The organism is Escherichia sp. AM3, assembly GCF_032029835.1.
Classification (GTDB): Bacteria; Pseudomonadota; Gammaproteobacteria; order Enterobacterales; family Enterobacteriaceae; genus Escherichia; species Escherichia coli.
In genome coordinates this window covers 1-427 of record NZ_JAVUPQ010000592.1, presented here as the reverse complement: position 1 = coordinate 427, position 427 = coordinate 1, and the positions used below count along the sequence as shown (strand labels likewise).

At 46.6% G+C, this 427-nt stretch carries 1 protein-coding gene; it reads left to right on the top strand.

The window, feature by feature from the left end; genetic code table 11:
• The coding region (locus RTW80_RS27415; RefSeq protein WP_312721240.1) for an RHS repeat-associated core domain-containing protein at positions 1–427 on the top strand (427 nt) is incomplete at both ends.

Sequence of the window (427 nt, the reverse complement as noted above, 5' to 3'; positions counted from 1 at the left end):
CGGGGCAGCAGTATGATGAGGAGTCGGGACTGTATTACAACCGTCACCGGTACTACGATCCGTTGCAGGGGCGGTATATCACCCAGGATCCGATAGGGTTGAAGGGGGGAATAAATCTATACACGTATCCACTGGTACCAATACGTTACACTGATCCACTGGGGTTAGAACGAGTTATAAGTGTATATGGGCCTCCCGCTCCAGACCGGGCAGGTGCTGAAACTCCTCTTGTTCTTACTGATATGACTGGAGGAGTGACTATTTATTATGATCCTGAAACAGGTGATTCAATGACTTTTGATAGTAGCAATAGAATTGATCGTCGTTCTCAACGTGGTGCTGGTGATCCATATACAGGTGAAGTCGTTGGTTGTGAGACAAATGAATCAGGAATATCGGCAGCATATGGCACAACGAAGATCTATAC